The organism is Mariniphaga anaerophila (assembly GCF_900129025.1).
In the GTDB taxonomy this organism is placed as follows: Bacteria; Bacteroidota; Bacteroidia; order Bacteroidales; family Prolixibacteraceae; genus Mariniphaga; species Mariniphaga anaerophila.
On record NZ_FQUM01000033.1, the window covers coordinates 1 to 3,791 of the forward strand.

Genomic DNA, 3,791 nt, shown 5'->3' on the forward strand with positions numbered 1-3,791 from the left:
TGAATAATCCCGGAATAATAAATCAACCCTTAACCGGCAGAAATCAATCTAATATTACAAGCCCTGCAATGGGTTTTTAGACAGACTGCCGTTAGCGGCAAGCTTGAAAACAAACGCATACTGACAATGAAATTACTCTTATCACAAAAAAACGAACTCTTTAAATTCATAGAAAACAGAGAGAGTTTAAGCCCGGGACAGTTTACAATAAATGAACCTCAGGCCAACAGTAGCGAGGACACCTCAATAAGACTAAAAGATTCAAATTACTACTTTGCAATATTTGAGGATAGTGAGTATGTAAAATCCTATTTTGTAAATTACGTGCCGGGACTTGATTCTTACCTTGAGATTTCCAGCAGAATTGGATGGAATGAAATTACAGAACACTTTCGAAAATGGTTAGATAATCTAACAAGAGAATTAAAAGAACCAAACTATTGGGAAAGATTAGGACGAGAAATATCAGCAATTAATTTTTCTACCAAATTCGATAATTCTAAATTCTCAGCAAGAGAATATGAAGAACTGAAAAGCAAAGTTGAGCATCTTTCTCAAAATTTGAATTCTATTCCTCTACTTGTTCAACAACAAAACGAAATAAAAGAAGAATTAAGGCGACTGACTGAATTAGCAAAAGATTTAGGAAAATTTGATTGGATGAACTTATTCATTGGGACCATTATCAGCGTCGTGATACAATTAAGCATTACAAAAGAAAATGTTGAAATATTATGGAATTTAATAAAGTCAACCTTTAATAATTATTTTTTGAAATAAAAGCCAGCCGCTAACAATCTGTAAATTGCATTGCGGGGTTCGTGCCGTGTCGTACGCTGGATTCTCGCAACATCTTTCCGTCCGTGCCGGACAGGAACGCTCTTCGAAATCCGCAACGACAACTTACAAGTGACCGTTATAGCCCATTTCGAATAAGGAAATTAAAGCAGTGAGAAAGCCGATACGAAAAATAATATTCTGGATTGCGATAAGTTTTATTGCGCTGACTGTTTTTAGCCTGACAATTGGACAAATCTTGCCTTACGAATTTGCGGACAATAAAATAATGCATTGTTATTACGACACAATTATGCAAGGATTTCCGATTGCGATTTTCCTTACACTCGTTGAGACTGTAAAAAAAAGAAACTCAAAGAAGAAAAATCTAATCTTTGTCATCGGGACAGTTTTCACTTCAATTCTATCTTTTATAATCATGATTAGCTTAATGTTCCAAATTGGATTTGGTGCTTGGACTACTGTGACAACGATTTATCGAAACAAAACGGAAAACAAAGAAATAAAAAAGCAGATATATGATTCTGGTGCATTGGGTTATAAAGGAAACAGAATTGTTGAAATAAAGCCTTTTTTAAAGTATTGGATTTTACCAACTGCAATAGACACTTCTTCGATTGATAAAACTGAATGGAATCTTGTGAATGAACAAGGAGATATTAAATTCCCATAAAAAATGAAAAACCCACTTTAATCACCATAATTGCATTAATATTTCTTTGCTGCCAGAGGACTTCAAAAATACCAATTGAAAGAAAGGAGATATTAAAAGCAGGTCGAGAAGCACCAATAGGTTGGGTTTATCTAACAATTTACGAAGACAGTACTTTTCAATTTGTTTTGACAGGAATTCGTTCAAATGACAGAGAAGTATTTTCTGGAAAGGTCCGAATACAAAATGACAGCTTATATTTTTCTTATGCGGATAGCATACCTGCGGCAGGAGATATTGCCATTATTAAAAACAAAACGGTAATTTATACAAACGGAGGATACTCTGAGAGACTTAAAATTGGACAAAATGAAATTATAAAAGAAAAAAACGGGCTATAACACAGTACATATTGCAGGGCGGGGTTCGGTGGTACGCCAACTGCGGATTCTCGTTTCGCAGTTCCGTGTCCTTCGGACAGGAACGCTCTTCGAAATCCACCCCGACAACATGTACCAACCGTTAGCGGTTATTTTAAAAGACGAACAGAATGAATAAATTTATAGTCATAGCATTTTGTGTCATATCAATATTGATATTCTTAATATATCTCACATTGAGAGCAACCAAAAGGGATATTTTCATGTACGCTAGAAAATTTCACAAGAATGATGAAAATTTTGAGTCAAGCTTATTAAACATTGCTTATCCAATACCAGAGAAATCTGAATATCCTGACCTGTATAAAAAGAACCATTTCTTAGCACTGCTTAAATCCTACAAAAGACTTAGAAATATAATGTTGGTCTTGATATCGTCCCTTGTGATTTTGATTGTTTATTTAATCAATTGGGGATTTAAATGAAAAATGATAATAAATGAACCAAATTGAACTAACCGAAAAAGAAAAGAGCTTACATGAACTAGCCTTAAAATGCAACTTTAAAAACGATTTTGAAGAAAATCAAAAATCTTTAGATGCATTACTAGATTTAACTGAGTCCCTAATTGCTCGAGAAGCAATACCCAAAAACAGACTAAAATATTTTTTAGACAGAGATTTTCAACATGGTAGAACAAAGCTTTCTCGCAAGGAAGTTTTTGAATCAAATGGAACAAAAGGCAAACAAATTTTTAGACATCCCAATTTTATAAAATATGTAGACTATTTTATAAACGGAGCCAATGTACCCAGTGACCTTTATGATGTTGCGAAATCAATTTTCGAATCTAATAATTATCAAGATGATGCAATTGAAAAGATATTTGATTATTTAAAACTTCGAAATTATATATCTAAGGAAAGATATGAGAGAAATAAGTTTGCAGATGAGATTTTCAAATTATCAGTTGACCTAGGATTTGATAGTCAAAATTGCATTTATATTAGAAAAAGAATAATGAAACAAATTTAAAAAACAACCGCTAACACGGTACATATTGCAGGGCGGGTTTGGTGGTACGCCAACTGCGGATTCTCGCATCGCAGTTCCGTGTCCTTCGGACAGGAACGCTCTCCGAAATCCGCCCCGACAACATGTACCAACCGTTACCAGCGCATTTGAAAAAGGAGCCGATTAACAAATAAAAATCTATTGCAAAAAGACAAAGACAAGAAAGGAAAAGAGAAAAGACAAACACAGGATTTTTGGACAGTCAGCCAGATTTTGGAAAGAAAGGAAGAAAACAAAGAAAAGAGCAAGACAGAAAAGATTATTCCTCAACGACAAATGAAATGTAACTGAGGAAGCGGAGCTTTGAAAAAAGTGAATAAAACATTGATTATTGGTTGCTCGGATTGGCTGGAAAATGAATAAATTTAGCTCAAAAATCGACAGACAATTAGTGAGCAGAAACAACCAAATACTGACTTCTCTTTTTTACAAAATAGAAAGACAAGGAAAAGGAAATAGAAAAAAGTAAATGACGGAGTGAAACAGCCCCAAAACAACATTTTACAACTTGACAAAATTGACAAGAAATAAAGACAAAAACGCGCTGTAACAATGTGCATATTGCATAGCGGTTTTGGTGGTTTGCCAGCCGCGGATTCTCGTTTCGATTTTCCTCGTCCTGCCGGACGGAAAATCTCTTCGGAATCCGCTTCGCAAACATGCACCCGGCCGTTACCAGCGCATTTGAAAAAGGAACCGATTAACAAATAAAAGCCTATTGTAAAAAGACAAAGACAAGAAAGGAAAAGAAAAACGACAAGCACAGGATTTCTGGACAGTCAGCCAGATTTGGAAGAGAAAAGAAGAAAACAAAGAAAAGAGCAAGGCAGAAAAAAATATTCCTCAAAGACAAATGAAATGTAACTGAGGAAGCGGAGCTTTGAAAA

The 3,791-nt window shown here is 34.8% G+C and carries 5 protein-coding genes; all 5 read left to right on the forward strand.

The window, feature by feature from the left end; genetic code table 11:
* Positions 1-126: 126 nt before the first annotated feature.
* The 5 genes from BUB08_RS19845 (at position 127) to BUB08_RS20540 (ending at position 3,195) form a co-directional block, all read left to right on the forward strand.
* Entirely contained in the window at positions 127-780 is a 654-nt protein-coding gene (locus tag BUB08_RS19845) for a hypothetical protein (RefSeq protein WP_073003670.1), read from the forward strand.
* A 169-nt stretch (positions 781-949) separates the two neighbouring features.
* Positions 950-1,471 (forward strand): hypothetical protein, encoded by a 522-nt coding sequence (locus BUB08_RS19850; RefSeq protein WP_073003671.1) that lies wholly within the window; start codon positions 950-952, stop codon positions 1,469-1,471.
* A gap of 167 nt (positions 1,472-1,638) precedes the next feature.
* Entirely contained in the window at positions 1,639-1,851 is a 213-nt protein-coding gene (locus BUB08_RS20440; RefSeq protein ID WP_073003672.1) for a hypothetical protein, read from the forward strand.
* Positions 1,852-2,328: 477 nt separating this feature from the next.
* Positions 2,329-2,865, forward strand: a complete 537-nt coding sequence (locus BUB08_RS19865) for a hypothetical protein (RefSeq protein ID WP_073003674.1) — start codon at positions 2,329-2,331, stop codon at positions 2,863-2,865.
* A 180-nt stretch (positions 2,866-3,045) separates the two neighbouring features.
* Positions 3,046-3,195 carry a hypothetical protein gene (locus BUB08_RS20540; RefSeq protein ID WP_217651668.1) on the forward strand — a complete coding sequence of 50 codons (150 nt, stop codon included), beginning with the start codon at positions 3,046-3,048 and terminating at the stop codon, positions 3,193-3,195.
* Positions 3,196-3,791: the final 596 nt, after the last annotated feature.